This window comes from Enterococcus sp. PLH-Efm8 (assembly GCF_053011625.1).
The window spans coordinates 1,668,208-1,685,400 of record NZ_CP172568.1 but is presented as its reverse complement, the minus strand read 5'-3'; the positions used below and the strand labels follow the sequence as shown (position 1 = coordinate 1,685,400).

General features: G+C 38.1%; 19 protein-coding genes. 16 read left to right on the top strand and 3 right to left on the bottom strand.

Going from position 1 to position 17,193, the window contains the following annotated elements; all coding sequences use genetic code 11:
- Nucleotides 1–66: 66 nt before the first annotated feature.
- The gene (gene bsh / locus ACIFUW_RS08345; protein ID WP_002303934.1) at nt 67–1,041 is read left to right on the top strand and encodes a choloylglycine hydrolase; all 975 of its coding nucleotides are present in this window, start codon (nt 67–69) and stop codon (nt 1,039–1,041) included.
- A gap of 324 nt (nt 1,042–1,365) precedes the next feature.
- Nucleotides 1,366–3,261 carry an asparagine synthase (glutamine-hydrolyzing) gene (gene asnB, locus ACIFUW_RS08340; protein ID WP_002305724.1) on the top strand — a complete coding sequence of 632 codons (1,896 nt, stop codon included), beginning with the start codon at nt 1,366–1,368 and terminating at the stop codon, nt 3,259–3,261.
- Between the two features lie 194 nt (nt 3,262–3,455).
- Here the strand turns inward: asnB and ACIFUW_RS08335 are convergent, their stop codons facing one another.
- Nucleotides 3,456–3,902 (bottom strand): DUF2188 domain-containing protein, encoded by a 447-nt coding sequence (locus ACIFUW_RS08335; RefSeq protein WP_002288531.1) that lies wholly within the window; start codon nt 3,900–3,902, stop codon nt 3,456–3,458.
- 212 nt (nt 3,903–4,114) lie between these two features.
- Here ACIFUW_RS08335 and rpmG point away from each other — a divergent pair, with 212 nt between their 5' ends.
- Complete coding sequence (gene rpmG / locus ACIFUW_RS08330) at nt 4,115–4,279, top strand: 50S ribosomal protein L33 (protein WP_002320810.1); 165 nt, start codon at nt 4,115–4,117, stop codon at nt 4,277–4,279.
- Between the two features lie 87 nt (nt 4,280–4,366).
- Nucleotides 4,367–4,885, top strand: a complete 519-nt coding sequence (locus ACIFUW_RS08325; protein WP_002296121.1) for a dihydrofolate reductase — start codon at nt 4,367–4,369, stop codon at nt 4,883–4,885.
- A 76-nt stretch (nt 4,886–4,961) separates the two neighbouring features.
- Here ACIFUW_RS08325 and ACIFUW_RS08320 read toward each other — a convergent pair whose 3' ends face one another.
- Complete coding sequence (locus tag ACIFUW_RS08320; RefSeq protein WP_002293906.1) at nt 4,962–5,918, bottom strand: ABC transporter substrate-binding protein; 957 nt, start codon at nt 5,916–5,918, stop codon at nt 4,962–4,964.
- 165 nt (nt 5,919–6,083) lie between these two features.
- Between ACIFUW_RS08320 and ACIFUW_RS08315 the strand changes: the two genes are divergently transcribed.
- The 10 genes from ACIFUW_RS08315 (at nt 6,084) to ACIFUW_RS08270 (ending at nt 14,213) form a co-directional block, all read left to right on the top strand.
- Nucleotides 6,084–6,890 (top strand): ABC transporter ATP-binding protein, encoded by an 807-nt coding sequence (locus ACIFUW_RS08315; RefSeq protein WP_002293905.1) that lies wholly within the window; start codon nt 6,084–6,086, stop codon nt 6,888–6,890.
- Entirely contained in the window at nt 6,887–7,876 is a 990-nt protein-coding gene (locus ACIFUW_RS08310; protein WP_002293904.1) for a FecCD family ABC transporter permease, read from the top strand. Before ACIFUW_RS08315 ends, ACIFUW_RS08310 begins: the two co-directional genes overlap by 4 nt.
- Nucleotides 7,873–8,877, top strand: a complete 1,005-nt coding sequence (locus tag ACIFUW_RS08305; RefSeq protein WP_002301321.1) for a FecCD family ABC transporter permease — start codon at nt 7,873–7,875, stop codon at nt 8,875–8,877. Before ACIFUW_RS08310 ends, ACIFUW_RS08305 begins: the two co-directional genes overlap by 4 nt.
- Before the next feature lie 131 nt (nt 8,878–9,008).
- The gene (locus ACIFUW_RS08300) at nt 9,009–9,551 is read left to right on the top strand and encodes a 5-formyltetrahydrofolate cyclo-ligase (RefSeq protein WP_002289886.1); all 543 of its coding nucleotides are present in this window, start codon (nt 9,009–9,011) and stop codon (nt 9,549–9,551) included.
- A gap of 19 nt (nt 9,552–9,570) precedes the next feature.
- Nucleotides 9,571–10,269, top strand: a complete 699-nt coding sequence (locus ACIFUW_RS08295) for a rhomboid family intramembrane serine protease (protein WP_002289885.1) — start codon at nt 9,571–9,573, stop codon at nt 10,267–10,269.
- A 20-nt stretch (nt 10,270–10,289) separates the two neighbouring features.
- Entirely contained in the window at nt 10,290–10,502 is a 213-nt protein-coding gene (locus ACIFUW_RS08290) for a YqgQ family protein (protein ID WP_002293902.1), read from the top strand.
- A complete protein-coding gene (locus tag ACIFUW_RS08285; RefSeq protein ID WP_002288462.1) occupies nt 10,502–11,464 on the top strand; it encodes an ROK family glucokinase in 963 nt (320 codons plus the stop codon). Before ACIFUW_RS08290 ends, ACIFUW_RS08285 begins: the two co-directional genes overlap by 1 nt.
- Before the next feature lie 17 nt (nt 11,465–11,481).
- Entirely contained in the window at nt 11,482–11,877 is a 396-nt protein-coding gene (locus ACIFUW_RS08280; protein ID WP_002288461.1) for a rhodanese-like domain-containing protein, read from the top strand.
- Nucleotides 11,878–12,039: 162 nt separating this feature from the next.
- Nucleotides 12,040–12,405, top strand: a complete 366-nt coding sequence (locus ACIFUW_RS08275) for a DUF488 domain-containing protein (protein WP_002288459.1) — start codon at nt 12,040–12,042, stop codon at nt 12,403–12,405.
- Nucleotides 12,402–14,213 (top strand): FAD/NAD(P)-binding protein, encoded by a 1,812-nt coding sequence (locus ACIFUW_RS08270; RefSeq protein ID WP_002288458.1) that lies wholly within the window; start codon nt 12,402–12,404, stop codon nt 14,211–14,213. The genes ACIFUW_RS08275 and ACIFUW_RS08270 overlap by 4 nt, the downstream gene beginning before the upstream one ends.
- Nucleotides 14,214–14,274: 61 nt before the next feature.
- On the opposite strand, the gene ACIFUW_RS08265 is transcribed toward ACIFUW_RS08270, so the two are convergent.
- Complete coding sequence (locus tag ACIFUW_RS08265; protein ID WP_002288457.1) at nt 14,275–14,442, bottom strand: DUF3042 family protein; 168 nt, start codon at nt 14,440–14,442, stop codon at nt 14,275–14,277.
- Between the two features lie 247 nt (nt 14,443–14,689).
- On the opposite strand from ACIFUW_RS08265, the gene galE reads away from it, so the two are divergent.
- Together galE and galT are read left to right on the top strand one after the other, a co-directional pair.
- Nucleotides 14,690–15,679, top strand: a complete 990-nt coding sequence (galE, locus tag ACIFUW_RS08260; protein ID WP_002288452.1) for a UDP-glucose 4-epimerase GalE — start codon at nt 14,690–14,692, stop codon at nt 15,677–15,679.
- An 11-nt stretch (nt 15,680–15,690) separates the two neighbouring features.
- Nucleotides 15,691–17,175 (top strand): UDP-glucose--hexose-1-phosphate uridylyltransferase, encoded by a 1,485-nt coding sequence (gene galT / locus ACIFUW_RS08255; protein WP_002288451.1) that lies wholly within the window; start codon nt 15,691–15,693, stop codon nt 17,173–17,175.
- Nucleotides 17,176–17,193 lie beyond the last annotated feature (18 nt).

Genomic DNA, 17,193 nt, shown 5'->3' with positions numbered 1-17,193 from the left:
TTTGATAAAAAAAATACTAGATGTAAGATAAAAGTGTAAAAACGATTTGTTTTAGGACGGGAAACGATGTGTACCGCAATCACTTATGCAACGAAAGACCATTATTTTGGAAGGAATTTTGATTATGAGATGTCTTATAATGAAGTGGTCACTATTACTCCAAGAAATTATCGTTTCGATTTTAGAAAGGTAAAAAATTTAGATAAACATTATGCAATGATAGGAATAGCAGCTGGGGTATCCAACTATCCACTCTATTATGAGGCTACAAATGAAAAAGGGTTGAGTATGGCAGGACTGAATTTTCCTGGCAATGCTGATTATAAAGAATTACAAGAAGGAAAAGATAACGTTGCACCATTTGAGTTTATTCCATGGATACTAGGGCAATGCTCAACCATAGACGAAGCTAAAGAATTATTGGCTACTATCAATCTAGTCAATATCGATTTTAGTGAAAAACTACCCTTGTCACCTTTACACTGGTTATTAGCTGATAAAGAAAAATCGATAGTAATTGAAAGTATGAAAGATGGACTTCATTTATATGATAATCCTGTCGGTGTGTTGACAAATAATCCGCCATTTGATTATCAATTATTTAATCTGAACAATTATCGCTCGCTATCAAATGGAACACCAGAAAATCATTTTTCAAACCAGATCAGCTTGAATGTTTATAGTCGTGGGATGGGAGGATTGGGCTTACCTGGAGATCTCTCTTCTGTTTCTCGATTTGTAAAAGCCACATTTACTAAAATGAATGCTGCATCAGGTGATTCAGAATCTGAAAGTATCAGTCAATTTTTTCATATACTAGGCTCAGTCGAGCAACAAAAAGGAGTATGCGATACTGGAGAAAGAAAATACGAATATACGATTTATTCTTCTTGCTGTAACGTTGATAAAGGGATTTATTATTATCGTACGTATGAAGACAGTCAAATTACTGCTGTAAATATGAATAAAGAAGACTTGGATCGTCATGAATTGGTCAGTTATCCAGTCATAAAAGAGCAACAGATAAACTATGTCAATTAATTAATGAATAGATCCGTTTGGTATCATATTTTCTGATACAGTCATAATTAGACACGATCTTTAGGTCGTGTCTTTTTTTGCTGGTTTTTTTGGAAATAGCATCCACTAATATTTTTTTAACACGAAGAGAATAAGGTAGCCTCAAAAAAGAAAACATGGTAAATTAGATATTGGGACTTTATTTTCTGTAAAAACAGAAACTTTCATCTTTTGTTTTCACGTGACGAAATTGTAAGAGAGAAAATATTCGTCCGCTATTTATTCTATGATAAGATGCATATGAATGAAATAAACAGTAATTTTATATTAGGATGTGAAAGTTAAATGTGCGGTATTGTAGGTTTTGTTAACGACAAGGACAACAAAAAAACAATTATTAATACAATGATGGATCGAATCGTTCACCGTGGACCTAATAGTTCAGGAGAATATATCGATAAACATGTTGCTTTAGGATTCAGAAGATTAAGTATTATTGACTTAGAGGGCGGTACTCAGCCTATTTACAATGAAGATCGGACAAAGATCATTATTTTTAATGGCGAAATCTATAATTACCAGCCTTTGAGAGAAGAATTGATTGCAGCTGGCCACGTTTTTCAAACACATGCAGATACAGAAGTCCTTTTGCATGGTTACGAAGAATGGGGAACAGAATTATTGCAAAAGATCCGCGGAATGTTTGCTTTTGCTATTTGGGATAATGAAAAGAATGAGTTATTCGGTGCAAGAGACCACTTTGGGATCAAACCATATTATTATGCAGAAATGAACGGAACATTTATGTTTGGTTCAGAAATCAAAAGTTTTCTGCCTCATCCTGATTTTAACAAAGAATTGAACAAAGAAGCGTTGAAACCTTATATGACTTTCCAATATTCTCCATTAAACGGCGAAACATTCTTCAAAGATGTCTATCGTTTGCCTGAAGGCCATTATTATACGTATAAAGATGGAAAAATAGACATTCAGCAATATTGGGATGCAGATTTTGAAACAAAAGAAACGCATTCCCGACAAGAATGGATCGAAAAAATCGACGAAACCGTTCAAGCTTCTATTGAAGCACATACGGTCAGTGATGTAGAAGTTGGTTCTTTCTTATCCAGCGGGGTTGATTCCAGTTATGTAACCTCTGTATTGAAACCAGATCATTCTTTCTCAATCGGGTTTGATGATAAAACCTATAATGAAGCGATTGAAGCCAGAAAACTAACCGAACTATTGGACTTAGATAATACAGCAGCAGTGATCGACGGAGACATGTCGTTCAAAGCATTCCCTTTGATCCAGTATCACTTAGATGAACCTGATTCAAATCCTTCTTGCGTACCTTTGTACTTTTTAGCAAATCTTGCTTCACAAAGTGTGCGGGTAGTCCAATCTGGAGAAGGGGCGGATGAACTGTTTGCGGGATACCAAACGTATGGATTCCATACGAATTCAAAATTCATCCGTGTGATTGCTCAAGGATTGAAAAAATTACCAAAAGGAACACGCTATAATTTAGGACGTAAAATCGGAAAAATGAAAAATTTCCATGGACGGATCCATTTATATGAATCACTTGCTCCTGCAAAAGAATATTTTATCGGTCATGCTCGAGTGTTCGAAGAATCAGAAGCATCAGAAGTGTTAACACCAAAATATCAAACAGCACCATCTGTGGATGAAATCATGACTGTTCATTACGAGAAAACAGAAGGAATCAAAGATGAAGTCAATAAGATGCAATATGTCGATCTTCATCAATGGATGCCAAAAGATATCTTGTTAAAGGCAGATAAACTTTCTATGGCAAGTTCTTTGGAAGTCCGAGTACCTTTATTGGATATCGAAGTCATGAAATTGGCTCAACAAATACCAAGTAAGTTTTTATTGAATCAAAACAACACAAAAGATATTTTCAGACAAGCTGCGAACAAACATCTTCCGGAAAAATGGTCGAATCGTGTGAAATTAGGATTCCCTGTGCCAATCAAAGCTTGGTTGAAAGAAGAACACGGCTACGAACAAGTCAAAGCATTGTTCGAAGCAGATTTTGCAAAAGAATTTTTTGATCAAGAAAAAATCATGAAGTTGCTAGATGACCATCACGAAGGACGTAAAGAAGAGCAAAGAAAAATCTGGACAATCTTCAGTTTCTTGACATGGTATAAAGTCTACTTTGTAGATGAAACGATTCCGCAAGCAGAAGCAATCGACTATGTGACTGTTTGATGAAAATCAAATATCAATAAAAAAGAGGTTTTCTCCTACCGTTTAACACTGAGTGATAAGAAACAATTTCAAAAAACAGCTCTTCCCGTTTTATAGATATTATGACTTATGGTTCGGAGTTGGCAGAGGAACACCATTGTTTCGAACATAAGGGGGTTGTGACACGATTTTCGTCACAACCCCTTTACATATGTTCAATAATCGATTTCTTTTTCTTTTGTCCCATCTTTTTTATAAATGAACAAAGTTGATTCTTTGTTTTGTGCTACTTGCTTTCCTTTTTCGATTGCTTCTTTTTTTGTATCAAAATGGTTGCTTGCCTTTTTTGCCCCTTTAGATTTCACGATCCATTGTTCTTCCTCATATTCTACGATCACATCTGAATCAAGCAGTTTTCCAGCACGAGGATTCGTATCGTGTTCATCCGTCTTGCTTGGATTTTTTTCTTTTTCGAAAGTTCGTTTTTCTGATTCACTAGCATCTTCATACCATTTTTTTGCTTGATCAATGGCAATTGGGATCGCACGGTTATCAGGGTACCCTTCATCTAATAATGCATTTGCGATGTCGATTGCTTTTTTTCTTGTCAATTTATCTAAGTTTTTCATTGATGCAGGAAAGTCCTTCATGTTCCATGGCATATTAGTATCCCCCTTTATTAAAAAACATAATCTATATAAACAAGTGTAAGGGTATTTATACAAAAAGAAAAAGATTTTGTTTGAGAAGTAAAACCGTTGTATTTATCGTCAAGTAGTTTTACTTAACAAAATCGTGAAAAACACTAGCAATCTAGAAAAAATCATGGTAAGATAATCAAGTCTGAGAGTCATCTTAGAGGATTCTTGTAAAAATGGGAGGGAAAAACATGCGCGTAAACATCACTTTAGAGTGTACTTCTTGTAAAGAACGTAACTATCTAACAAGCAAAAACAAACGTAACAATCCTGATCGTTTGGAAAAACAAAAATATTGCCCACGCGAACGCAAAGTTACTTTGCACCGTGAAACAAAATAATGTTTTTAAAGTTCTCAATTCCTTGCTGGTCAAAGAATTGAGACTTTTTTTATCTCAAAACATCTAAAATCATAAGGAGCGGATAATATGTTTATTTCCATGTGGGCACAAGATAAAAATGGTCTGATCGGCAAAAATGGTTTGTTACCATGGCGATTGCCAAATGATATGCGTTTCTTTCGCGAACATACAATGGATCGAATTTTAGTGATGGGAAGAAAGACCTATGAAGGAATGGGGGATCTTTCACTTCCTTATCGCCATATCATCGTGTTGACAACGCAGCCAAATTTTCGCACGAAAGAAAATGCGGAAGTAATGCATTCGATCGATGAACTTTTGTCGTATAGTCAAACGATCTCAGAAGATATCTATGTTTCGGGTGGTAGTCGGATTTTTCAAGAACTTCTTCCTTACACTGGTCGGATCTGGCGAACATTGATCGATAGCACGTTTGAAGGCGATACGTATATTGGGAATATTGATTTTTCAGACTTCGCCCTTATAGAGGAGTATGAGGGGATAACGGATCAAGAAAATCTATATGCCCATCGTTTTCAAAAATGGGAAAGAGTAAAAAATAGGGTTGCTTCAAAAGAAGAATAAAATCTATGCGTCTAGTTTGTTAATAAGAAAAAAAGCATATCACGACTAATCGTGAAGATGCTTTTTTTAGTTAAAATCAATTTAGTTTTTCTTTGATATCATTGACCATTTCCTGACTGGCAATAGGTCCGTTATATAGCCAACTAGATTCAGGTCCGAATTGCAGTACATGATTGTCTGTCACTGCTTTAAGATTCTTCCAGCTTGGTTCATTGAACATGGCAGCATCTTTGTCACTGTTCACAAGGATGATGTAGTCAGCATCTAATTCAGCTAGCTTTTCAGAGGAAACAGCAGACCAGTCAGAAGTGGCTTTTTTGGAGACCTCTTCCACTAGATCAGGAACACCAAATTCCAGATCGTCGTATACGATTCTTCCACTTGACCGATTTTTGCTGACCATAAAGGCTGAGTTGTTGGTCACCCACAACACTGCAGCTGTCTTGTTCTCGATTTTATCTGCTAGTTCTTCTCGAGTTTTCTTGATGGATTTTTGATAATCGGAAATGATCTTTTCTGCCTCTTTTTCTTTTGCCAAAGCTTTGCCGACATCTTTTAGTTGTTCTTCCCATGTGACATCTGTTCCGTTTTTTACAACATAAGTTGGCGCGATTTTGCTATATTGTTCGTATTTCCCGCCTTCGACAGTAGCGGAAGAAGAAATCAACAGCAAATCAGGCTCAAAGCTTAACACTTTCTCATAAGGAAGGTCATAAGAAATCGTTGGGACATCCTTTAAATCATCTTGCAGATAATCTTGAATGGAACCACTGCCAACAGTCCACTGGGCGATAGGTTTTTCCCCTAGTGCAATCAGATAGTCTTCTAAGTAACTGCCGATGATCCGTTTGGGCGCGTTTGGAATCTCTACTTTATGTCCAAGTGTATCTGTGACTGTATGAGTACTATTGGATGAAGTCGTCGAATTGGCAGTTGTAGCTGTTTCTTTATCTGAAGAGGGGGAGCAAGCGCTCAGTACTCCAGCCAGCAGCAATATGCTAGATAATGTGAATACTTTTGTTTTTAATTTCATTTCTTTCCTCCTAACATAATTGAGAATCTTTCTCATTGGTTATTATTCCTGATATTTCGAACGCTGTCAACCGCTTCATTTGGCTATAGATATGAAAGTAGCGCTTGACGAAATGTTGAAACAGCGTCATAATTGAGAATGATTTTCAGCGAAAGGATGGGTGAAATGACGAGATTAAGAGCAGCTGACATTGCAGCCGGCTACGAAAACAAAAAAATCATTGAAAACATGTCTGTTACGATTCCTGAAGGGAAAATCACTAGTTTGATTGGGCCAAATGGAAGTGGAAAATCTACTTTATTGAAAAGTTTTACCCGTATACTACCTGTGAAATCAGGAAAGATCATTGTCAATAACTCTGATATCTCTACATACAGTTCAAAAGAACTTGCAAAAAAAATTGCATTATTAGCACAAACTAGTGAACACCCTACAGGTATGACAGTAGAAGAAGTAGTATCTTACGGACGATACCCTTATCAAAAACTGTTCAGTGGCATGGACACGCAAGATCATGAAGCAATCGAGTGGGCGTTGGATGCTACAGGTCTAGCTGGATTTCGTATGCGGGATATCGCAACGCTGTCTGGTGGACAAACCCAGCGTGTCTGGATCGCTATGGCGCTTGCTCAGGAAACAGATATCTTGATCTTGGATGAACCGACAACATTTTTAGATCCGGCACACCAATTAGAGATCCTACAGTTATTGACTGAAATCAATCAAATGAAACAAACAACGATCTTGATGTCGATTCATGACATTAATCATGCTTCACGTTTTTCAGATTATTTATTAGCAATGAAAAACGGTAAGTTGATCACAGAAGGTACACCTGAAGAAGTGATCACAAAAGAGTGTATGAAAAAAATATTTGAGATTGATGCAACGATTGTCACGCTTCCAAGAACAAATAAACCAGTTTTTCTAACCTATGATTTGTTGCCAAAAGAGCAGGAGGATCAATTATGAGGACTATGAAGAAAAATAGACTCCTGCTTTTGGTCTGTTTTGTTCTTTTGATTATTTTTTTTGTTGCTCTTTCAAATGGCGCAGCGACTGTGGGAAAAGCAGATTTTTGGCAGGCGTTGTTTGATTTTGATAGATCAAAACAAAGTCACCAAATCATACGAAATATTCGTTTGCCTCGTGTGGCGGGAGCATTTCTTGTAGGGAGTTGTTTTGCATTGAGCGGTGCATTGATGCAAGGAGTGACAAGAAATCCTTTAGCAGATTCAGGCTTACTAGGAATCAACGCGGGTGCTTCGTTGGCAATGGCCCTTAGTTTTGCTTTTTGGCCTAAAGCTTCTGATTTTTCTGTGTTTCTAATGTCATTGGCAGGTTCTTTTGCTGTAACTTTGCTCGTATTTGGTTTTTTGCAGTTTTCGAAAATGGGCATGAATCCTTTACAGCTGATTTTAGCTGGCGTAGCTATTAGTTCTTTTTTTACTGCTATCAGCCAAGCACTTACCCAATTCTTTAATCTGCAGCAGGATCTTGCTTTTTGGTTTGTAGGCGGAGCTGCCAATATCACATGGAAACAATTAGCAGTATTGTTTCCTTTATATATACTTGCTGTTTTGGTTTCTTTTTCATTAGGAAAAGCAATATCTTTGATTCATTTGAGTGAAACACATGCATTAGCTCTTGGAAGTCATCCTAAACGAACGCGGTTGATTGTTTTCTGTCTAGTTGCAGTGTTAGCAGCCATTGCCGTTTCGTTAGTCGGACCTGTTTCATTTATTGGGCTGTTGGTTCCGCCAGTTGTTCGCGGAATGGTTGGAACGGACTATCGTTATGTTCTACCTGTCTCTTTTTTAGTTGGCGGTGGATTGGTTATGTTGGCGGATTTTACAGCGAGGATGATCAATCCCCCTTTTGAAACACCTTTTGGATTAGTCATTGCATTGATTGGCGTTCCGTTTTTACTGATACAAGTAAGGAGGGAACAACGGTGAAAAAAATATATTGGACGTTCTATTTCTTGCTTTTTGTACTTGTCATCCTGTCTATAGGTAGTTTAATGATTGGTACGCCTTTTATTTACCTGGATCAGCTTTTTGCCACGTTCATAGGGAAAGAATCATCTTCTTTGGCGCTGATTGTTAGAGAATTTCGAGTTCCTCGATTACTGATCAGTTTATTAGCAGGAGCTTGTCTTGGCGTTTCTGGTTATATCTTGCAAGGAGTAACAAGAAATGAATTGGCAGATTCTAGTATATTGGGCATTAATGCCGGAGCAGGATTTTTAGTGATGCTTTATTTAGGTTTCTTTTCGCACTATTCGCTGCCGTTTCTATTGCTAGTTGTAGCCTTTCTAGGTGGTGTTTTAGCTGCTTGCTGTGTCTATCTTGCGGCCTATGATCGAAATGGCTTTTTGGGTATGAATCGAATCTTATTGTCCGGTATTGCCGTTAATGCCGGCCTTTCTGCATTAACATTGCTATGCACGATCCAATTATCTAAGGAAAATTATGGATTTGTGAATGCATGGTTAGCGGGATCAATCTGGGGTGCGAGCTGGCCTTATGTTTGGGCATTGCTTCCATGGGCGGTTATCTTAATTCCGCTAGGAGGACTTTATGCACAGAGGATTGTATTGCTATCATTTGGTCAAGAACGCGCGCAAGGATTAGGCCTTAACGTGGCTAAAAGTCAAAAAATCCTTTTGTTGTTAGCTGTTGCTTTGGCAAGCGGTAGTGTAGCGGTGACAGGTAGTTTATCTTTTGTAGGACTACTAGCTCCTCATGCTGCGAAGCTAGTCGTACGTAAAGAAAATAACTGGACCTTTGTTCTGAGCGGTTTGTTCGGTTCCATTTTTCTGCTTAGTGCAGATATGGTTGCTAGAGTGATTCTACTAAGTGGGGAAGTACCTACAGGAATTTTGATTGCCCTTTTTGGTGCGCCATATTTTCTGTATGCACTTTTTATCAGACAAAAACACGCGCTGAACAGTTGAAATTCATTAAAAAAGGAAGGCCAATCATTTCTAGGTCTTCTTTTTATTCTATTTATGCATTTATTTGAAAGTTCGATTGCTATTTTTCTTTTTTTCCTATACCATTTTATGAGAGAAGGAAGGGTGAGTTTTTGGACCAATTGAAAGTAAGATTACGCCGGAAAGGAATCGAAAAGCTGAAAAATCTGGCCAAAAGTGGCAAGAAAAAGGAAAAAGAACAGCGAATCTATAAACAGCTATTCGCCAGCGAGTACTGGAAGTCAGCAAAAGTGATAGGGACGACTTTATCGAATGAATTTGAACTGGATACACAGCCGGTTATCCAACGAGCAGAAAAAGAACAAAAGAAAATAGTTGTACCTAAAACTTTGCCGAAACGTCAGATGGCGTTTTATGAAATGGATGAACAGTCCGTTCTTGTACGTTCGAGTTTTGGTGTTCTTGAGCCACAATCAGAGAAGCTCTATTTGCCGGAGATGATCGATCTCCTCATTGTACCAGGTATTATCTACAATAGAGCCGGTTATCGAATCGGTTTTGGCGGTGGTTATTACGACCGGTATTTAAATAATTTTCATAAAAAAACATGTAGCCTTGTTTTTCGTGAACAATTGAATGAACAATGGCAACCGGAGAGCTTTGATCAGAAGATCCAACAATTGTTTATTGACTAAAATGAAATGGGAGGTTTTCATGAATTATCAACAGCAAATAAAATTGCGTGCATGGTTAAGACGACCGTTATGGACCTATGCTTTTTTAGGGATACAGACAGCGGTCTTCCTCATGATGGAATTATTTCCGCGACTTGAGATCCCTTATTATGCCGGAATGTATGGTCCTTATCTTGTTCACTTCAATGAATGGTGGCGTTTAGTGACACCAATCTTCATCCATTTTGGACTGATGCATTTCGTAATGAACTCACTGATACTGTATTTTATGGGGCAGCAAATCGAGGCAATCTATGGCCATTGGCGTTTTTTCTTGATTTATATGTTCAGCGGGATAATGGGAAATACAGCAAGCTTTGCTTTTAACGAAGCGAATGTTCTGTCTGGTGGTGCAAGTACTTCGATATTCGGTTTGTTCGGTGCGTTGTTTATCTTAGGGTTTCATTTTAAACATAACCCAGCGATCCAGCAGCTAGTCAGACATTTTCTTTTATTTATTGTGTTGACATTTGTTTTTGGTCTTCTGGATACCTCTGTAGATGTTTGGGGACATGTCGGTGGGCTAATTGGCGGATTAGTGTTAGGGAATGTTTTGGGTCTACCGAAACAACAGACAAGCTATTCGATACACCAAAGGATTCTTTCTACACTAGTTTTTGTATTTCTTTTTGTAATATGTATTTTACTGGGTTTAAAAAAATATGGTTTACTTGTATAATATGAAGGAAGTGCTTAAAGATGGAGAGCTTATATGATGTACAGCAGCTGTTCAAAAAATTTGGCATCTTTATCTATGTGGGTGCACGCATCTATGACATTGAATTAATGACTATCGAATTGCGTAATCTGTATGATAGCCGTTTGATTGATCATGATACATACATGACAGCGTGGCGCATATTAAAAAGAGAGCACCGAATTGAAGAAAGCCGAAAGAAAGGAAATTTGTAATGGACAAGAAGATTATTGGGATTGATTTAGGTGGAACAACAGCAAAATTTGCAATTTTAACACCAGAAGGAGAGATTCAGCAAAAATGGAGCATCGATACCAATATTTTGGATGATGGTAAGCATATCGTTCCTGAAATCATTGAATCAATCAATCATCGTTTGAATTTATATAATATGAAAGCCGAAGACTTTATCGGAATCGGCATGGGTACCCCAGGAAGCGTGGACAGCGAAGCTGGAACGGTTATTGGTGCGTATAACTTAAACTGGACAGAAGTTCAATTTGTGAAAAAACTGATCGAGGCAGGAACAGGAATCAAATTCGCTATCGATAATGACGCGAATGTTGCTGCTTTAGGTGAACGATGGAAAGGTGCTGGAGAAAACGATCCAGACGTTGTATTCGTTACTCTAGGAACAGGTGTTGGCGGAGGTATCGTTGCTGGCGGAAATTTGATTCACGGCGTGAGCGGAGCTGGAGGAGAAATCGGACATATCACTGTGGATCCTGAAGGGTTCGAATGTACTTGCGGTAAACGCGGATGTTTAGAAACTGTATCTAGCGCTACAGGTGTGGTACGCCTAGGTCGTTTCTTGGCAGAAGAATACGCAGGGGATTCAAAACTGAAAGCAATGCTAGACAACGGAGAAGAAGTAACAAGTAAAGATATCTTTGAAATGGCTCAAGAAGACGATCCGTTTGCATTGATGGTTGTTGATCGCGTATGCTTCTACTTAGGTTTAGCTTGCGGAAACTTGGGGAATACATTAAATCCGTCAAGTATCGTGTTAGGTGGAGGAGTATCGGCAGCAGGAGAATTTTTACGTAGCCGTGTAGAGAAATATTTTAAAGAATTTACTTTCCCGCAAGTAAGAGAATCAACAAAAATCAAATTAGCAGAGCTTGGTAATGAAGCTGGTGTCATTGGTGCTGCCTCATTAGCCTTGAAATTTGCTTAAAAAAACGGAGGCATTACATGGTTTTATGGGTAATTAATATCATTTTGCTATTGATTGTGCTTGCAATCATCCTTTGGGAAGTCTATCTACGAGTAATGGCCAAACGTTCAGCAACGACTTTGACAGAAGAAGAATTTCGAGAAGGAATGAGAAAAGCACAAGTAATCGATGTTCGCGAAAAAGATGTGTTTGATGCTGGGCATATTTTAGGTGCAAGAAACATCCCTTACACTGTTTTGAAAGATTCATTAGGATCTATTCGAAAAGACCAGCCTGTCTATATTTACGATCAAAAGAAAAGTTTGAGCATCCGTACAGCAAATAAATTACGTAAAGCAGGTTATCAAGAGATTTATTTACTTAAGGGTGGATATGACGGATGGTCTGGAAAAATCAAAAGTAAAAAAGTATAAAACAGATGATTGTATGACAGCTTTAAAAACCGAATCAATCATTAGATTTTGACCAAGATCACATGAACGGCGCAATGGATAGTTGTGCCGTTCATTTTTTTTATTTTGTGCTATTATCTACATATATAAGCTAAGCGAAAAGGTAGAAAGAAGGAAACAACTATGATCAAATTAAAACGTGTTTACCTTGATGCTGAAAAAGAGGATGGCTATAGAATACTCGTGGATAGATTCTGGCCACGAGGAATTTCAAAAGAAAAAGCGCAGTTAGATCTGTGGTTGAAAGAAATTGCACCTAGTAATGAAGCACGCAAAACTTTTGACCATGTACCAGAACGATTTGCTTCATTTGCAAAGAAATACCAGCAAGAATTGATTTTCGAAGAAGAAAAGAAGCAAGCTATTTTTAAACTCAGTCAACTTATGAAAGAACATCCAGTCATTACTTTTGTTTATGGTGCAAAAAATGAACATCAGAACCATGCTGTTTTATTGAAAAAATTTATCGAAATGGAGGCATGCAAATGAAAATAGGGATCATTGGTGCCGGACCTAGAGGATTAAGTGTAGCAGAAAGGATTCTCCATAATAATCAGGACAGACATTCTCTTGAACTTTTTCTTTTCGATCCCAATGGTCCTGGAGGTCGAGTTTGGCGGTTGAATCAGCCACCGGAGTTATTAATGAATTCTGTTTCTCAACAAGTGACGCTTTTTACAGATGAAACATTGTCCAGTGGAGGATTGGTAACACAGGGACCCAACTTGTTTCAATGGAGTAAAGGACCTGCTACAGATTATATCGAACAGACGGTAACCAAAAATAAGCAACTAATTATAGAAGAAATCAATCGTCTGGAAAAAGATCAGCAATCTACTCGATGTTTATACGGACTCTATCAACGCTGGTTTTTCTCAAAGTTGCAAGAAGAATTTCCAGCTTCTATTCAGTTTGTTTATTCTTTAGTAAAAAAAGTAAGCAAAAGAAAAGATGGTTATCTTTTACAGACAGATCAGCAAAGCTATTCTATCGATCAGCTTGTTTTAGCAAGCGGTCACTGGGAAAATGATGAGACAGAAGAAGAAAGAGTGTGGGTAGACTACGCAAAGAAAAATGTTTTACTGTATCAGCTTCCTTCTAATCCTGCAGATGTAGATCTTTCGAAGATACCGCCTAAAGAAAATGTCTTTTTAAGAGGTCTAGGCTTAAGTTTTTTTGATTATGTCGGATTGTTTACAGTATCAAGAGGAGGGCGCTTCGAGAACGAAAAGGGAAAACTGGTCTATCATCCATCAGGCAAGGAACCGATTGTATACAGTGGATCAAGAAGGGGGCTCCCTTATTACCCTCGAGGAAGAAATCAAAAGCAAGGCGGAGCAATGGCATGGCCACGGTTACTAACAAAAGAAAACCTGGAGCAATGGCATCAGTCGGGATTTTTGACTGGCGAAACATTTTTTGACTATCTGAAAAAAGACGTTGAGTTGTTTTATTACAAGAAAATCATCGAAGAATATCACTTGCCGATTCCAAAGAAAAATTTTGAGCATGATTTTCTCTCCCTCTCTTCAGAGGAGTGTCTCGGAAAGCATCCAGCACTAATCCCTTATAGATGGGATTGGTCGTATTTAGAAACTCCTCTTGCCTATCAGAATGAGCCCTTTTCAGAAGCTAGCCGAATATTTATTGAAGGGCAGATAAAAGAAGCGGAAAAAGGCAATTGCACAGGAGCATTTGCTTCAACATTTGATGCATTAAAAGACTGGCGTGATCCAATCCGGCAGGCTATTGAATGGCACGTTTTTTCTGCTAAGGAATACAAAGAAATACTATGGGGATGGTTTACTCATCTAAATAGCTTTTTAACGATCGGTCCGCCAATCATTCGGACGAAAGAATTAGCAGCACTGATAGATGCGGGTATTTTTCATTTGATCGAACCGCCATTTGATATTCAGCAAAAGCACAACCGCTATGTTATTTCTCTACAAGATAAAGAAATCAGCAGTCGCTATTTGATTGAAGCTCGATTGCCACAAACAAGCTTTTCTCGTTCAAGTAATCCTGTCATAAAAAATTTGAAGGAAAACAAACTTGTTCGCCCTTTTTCATTTTCAGATAATACAGGAAGTTATCATTCAGAAGCTATAGATGTTGAGCGAGGTACGAATCGCGTGATTGATGCTTCAGGGGAAATCCAGTCTGACTTTTATTGCTATGGAATACCTGTTGAAGGTGTGGATTGGCTAACTGCAGCAGTAGCTAGACCTTATACAGATCCATGGAATCTGAGACAGGCAGATAAAATAGCACAACTTATATTGACTGACAAATAAAAATACGCATGATGACTTATCTGTTTTTTAGAAAGTCTTCATGCGTATTTTTAAATAATTATTAACGAGAAACGCGTTTACGCATTGCTTTTTTACGGTTTTCTTCGATCATTGCTTCTTTTTCGTCAATTGGATCGATCACTGTTTTTTTCACAGAAGCAACCAAACCAGCAACGGCAGCGGCTGTTGCCAGACTTCCTACTAATATTCCAGATACAAATTTTTTCATTGAATCCACCTCATTTATTATTTGTTATATCTATTATGGAACAAAAGAGAAAAAAAGGCTAGTTTTACGTTTGTTTGTAAACCTTTGCAAAAAACCCTTGAAAATGTTTACTAAATGTTTTATTATAAATTTACCATATGAATTTACGAAATTTTACTTTGTTTGTTTTCACCATAAAAGTAAACTTCGTTTTTTAAATTATATAGAATCAACAAACACAATTTTACTAATCAAAGGAGTGTTTTTTATGACAATTTTAGTACTAGGCGGAGCCGGTTATATCGGTTCGCACGCTGTAGACCAGCTAGTTCAAAAGGGGTATCAAGTAGCTGTGGTAGATAATTTGCTCACAGGTCACAAACAAGCAGTACATCCAGATGCTCATTTTTATGAAGGAGACATCCGGGATAAAGAATTTCTACGTTCCGTATTTGAAAAGGAACCGATTGAAGGAGTAATCCATTTTGCTGCAAGCTCTTTAGTAGGAGAATCTGTCGAAAAACCATTGATGTATTTCAACAACAACGTATACGGTATGCAAATCTTACTTGAAGTCATGCACGAGTTCAACGTGAATAAAATCGTATTCTCTTCTACTGCAGCAACTTATGGAGAGCCGAAAGAGTCTCCAATCACAGAAGATACACCAGCTAATCCTAAAAATCCGTATGGTGAAAGTAAATTGATGATGGAAAAAATGATGAAGTGGTGTGACCAAGCATATGGCATGCGCTATGTCGCTTTGCGCTACTTCAATGTAGCCGGAGCAAAAGCAGATGCATCTATCGGAGAAGATCATACACCAGAAACGCATCTTGTCCCAATCATTTTACAAGTAGCTCTTGGTCAAAGAAAAGCCTTGGCTGTTTATGGAGACGATTATGATACACCAGATGGAACATGTATCAGAGATTATGTTCAAGTAGAAGATTTGATTGCTGCACATATTTTAGCTTTGGAATACTTGAAAGAAGGAAATGAAAGCAACTTCTTCAATTTAGGCAGCAGCAAAGGATACTCAGTCAAGGAAATGCTAGAAGCAGCTAGAGAAGTGACAGGAAAAGAAATTCCAGCAGAAATAGCACCAAGAAGAGCTGGAGATCCTAGCCGATTAGTCGCTTCAAGTGAAAAAGCGAGAGAGATTCTGGGCTGGAAACCTGAATACACAGATATCAAAGCGATTATCAAAACAGCATGGGATTGGCATGTCAGCCATCCAAATGGTTATGAAGAATAGGGGAATGAGATATGTCAATCAGTCAAACGATTTGTGATTTTGCCACACTTGCGATCGAAGCTGGCGGATGGATGGAAATGGACCGCTTATATTTACAGAATCGTCTTTTAGGGATGGTAGGAGAAGATGCTCTAGAAAGCATTGAAGTAAGACCAGTTAAGGAAGAATCTGTAGACTTATTGGATCAGCTTGTCGCTAAGGCAAGAGAAAATGGTGTTCTTTCAGAATTGCCAGCAGAACAAGAGATTTTTGAAGCGCAATTAATGGATTTTCTCACACCGCCACCTTCAGTCGTCAATGCATTCTTTGCACAGCACTATTCGAAAAGCCCAGAGGAAGCAACTGAGTATTTCTTTAATTTAAGTAAGAAAAATGACTACATCAAAACAAGAGCCATCGCAAAAAACATCAAATTTCCGGCAGAGTCGGAGTATGGTGAACTGGAAATCACAATCAATTTATCTAAGCCAGAAAAAGATCCAAAACAAATCGCAGCAGAACGCGAGGCGGTAAAAGTAGACTATCCTACCTGCATGCTTTGCATGGAAAACGAAGGATATAGAGGTCGCTTGAACTATCCAGCCCGCACCAATCACCGGATTATTCGAATGAATCTAGACGGTGAAAGCTGGGGATTCCAATATTCCCCTTATGCTTATTACAATGAACATTCGATCATTTTATCAGAACAACACCGCCCGATGAAAATCACAAAGGAAACATTTGCTAGACTGCTTCGGATTACTGAAGTCTTGCCTCATTACTTTGTTGGTTCGAATGCTGACTTACCAATTGTTGGAGGATCGATTCTTTCTCATGATCATTATCAGGCAGGACGTCATGAATTTCCTATGGCAAAAGCACCGATAGAAAAACTTATCAAACTAGAAGATTATCCGCAAGTCATCGCAGGAGTCGTGAAATGGCCGATGTCTGTGATCCGTTTGCAATCAACAGAGAAAAACTTGCTTATTGAAGCAGCTAACTCAGTATTGGAAAAATGGAAAGCATATTCGGATGAAACAGTATCTATCAGAGCTTTTTCAGCAGATGGTACACCACACCATACGATTACGCCAATTGCACGAAGAAGGGACAATTACTTTGAGTTGGACCTTGTCCTTCGAGACAACAATGTTTCAGAAGAACATCCTGATGGGATTTTTCATCCACATAAAGATGTCCAACATATCAAAAAGGAGAACATTGGGTTGATCGAAGTAATGGGGCTTGCTGTTTTACCACCTCGTTTGAAACCAGAACTAGTAGAAGTAGAGCATTTCTTATTAGGAGAAGAAAACCAGATGGCTGAATATCATCGTCCGTGGGCAGAACAATTAAAAAAAGAACATCCTGATTTGACGAAAGATACGGTCACCGATGTCGTACAAAAATCTGTAGGTCAGGTTTTTGCACGTGTACTGGAAGACGCTGGAGTATTCAAGCGAGATGAAAAAGGACAGGCAGCGTTTGAACGATTTACTGCGATTTTATAAACGTAAAAAAGGAGGAGA

Bases quoted from the DNA above. Each gene is read 5' to 3' on its own strand.
- galE (WP_002288452.1), top strand. From the start codon at position 14,690: ATGACAATTTTAGTACTAGGCGGAGCCGGTTATATCGGTTCGCACGCT.
- ACIFUW_RS08265 (WP_002288457.1), bottom strand. From the start codon at position 14,442: ATGAAAAAATTTGTATCTGGAATATTAGTAGGAAGTCTGGCAACAGCC.
- galT (WP_002288451.1), top strand. From the start codon at position 15,691: ATGTCAATCAGTCAAACGATTTGTGATTTTGCCACACTTGCGATCGAA.
- ACIFUW_RS08325 (WP_002296121.1), top strand. From the start codon at position 4,367: ATGTTTATTTCCATGTGGGCACAAGATAAAAATGGTCTGATCGGCAAA.
- asnB (WP_002305724.1), top strand. From the start codon at position 1,366: ATGTGCGGTATTGTAGGTTTTGTTAACGACAAGGACAACAAAAAAACA.
- ACIFUW_RS08270 (WP_002288458.1), top strand. From the start codon at position 12,402: ATGAAAATAGGGATCATTGGTGCCGGACCTAGAGGATTAAGTGTAGCA.
- ACIFUW_RS08310 (WP_002293904.1), top strand. From the start codon at position 6,887: ATGAGGACTATGAAGAAAAATAGACTCCTGCTTTTGGTCTGTTTTGTT.
- ACIFUW_RS08295 (WP_002289885.1), top strand. From the start codon at position 9,571: ATGAATTATCAACAGCAAATAAAATTGCGTGCATGGTTAAGACGACCG.
- ACIFUW_RS08315 (WP_002293905.1), top strand. From the start codon at position 6,084: ATGACGAGATTAAGAGCAGCTGACATTGCAGCCGGCTACGAAAACAAA.
- ACIFUW_RS08290 (WP_002293902.1), top strand. From the start codon at position 10,290: ATGGAGAGCTTATATGATGTACAGCAGCTGTTCAAAAAATTTGGCATC.
- ACIFUW_RS08280 (WP_002288461.1), top strand. From the start codon at position 11,482: ATGGTTTTATGGGTAATTAATATCATTTTGCTATTGATTGTGCTTGCA.
- ACIFUW_RS08285 (WP_002288462.1), top strand. From the start codon at position 10,502: ATGGACAAGAAGATTATTGGGATTGATTTAGGTGGAACAACAGCAAAA.
- rpmG (WP_002320810.1), top strand. From the start codon at position 4,115: ATGGGAGGGAAAAACATGCGCGTAAACATCACTTTAGAGTGTACTTCT.
- bsh (WP_002303934.1), top strand. From the start codon at position 67: ATGTGTACCGCAATCACTTATGCAACGAAAGACCATTATTTTGGAAGG.
- ACIFUW_RS08275 (WP_002288459.1), top strand. From the start codon at position 12,040: ATGATCAAATTAAAACGTGTTTACCTTGATGCTGAAAAAGAGGATGGC.
- ACIFUW_RS08335 (WP_002288531.1), bottom strand. From the start codon at position 3,902: ATGCCATGGAACATGAAGGACTTTCCTGCATCAATGAAAAACTTAGAT.
- ACIFUW_RS08320 (WP_002293906.1), bottom strand. From the start codon at position 5,918: ATGAAATTAAAAACAAAAGTATTCACATTATCTAGCATATTGCTGCTG.